Genomic DNA, 279 nt, shown 5'->3' on the forward strand with positions numbered 1-279 from the left:
CGATCTACAAATATTTCTAGTGGGTCCCCTTCTCGAATACGTAAAGTTCTACGAATTTCCTTCGGGATTACTACCCTACCTAAATCATCAATTCGACGTACGATTCCAGTTGCTTTCATTCTAATGCTGCCTCACTTTCTACTGATGATCAAAGTGGTGAATTTACCTGTTCATGTAAAAATCACCAACTGTTAGACATAGTATTTTACACATTAGTTCTTCTATGCACGTCGAATTGCATTTTTTTATCTAATATTAGGCATTTATGACTTCTTTTTT

Annotated in this window: 1 protein-coding gene; it reads right to left on the minus strand. The window is 35.1% G+C overall.

Annotation, left to right across the window (positions count from 1 at the left end; genetic code table 11):
- The coding region (locus tag KVT11_RS19750; protein ID WP_217609134.1) for a transition state genes transcriptional regulator AbrB at positions 1 to 119 on the minus strand (119 nt) is incomplete at its 3' end.
- Between the last annotated feature and the right edge of the window lie 160 nt (positions 120 to 279).

The organism is Bacillus sp. GbtcB10, assembly GCF_019091365.1.
GTDB lineage: Bacteria > Bacillota > Bacilli > Bacillales > Bacillaceae > Bacillus > Bacillus altitudinis.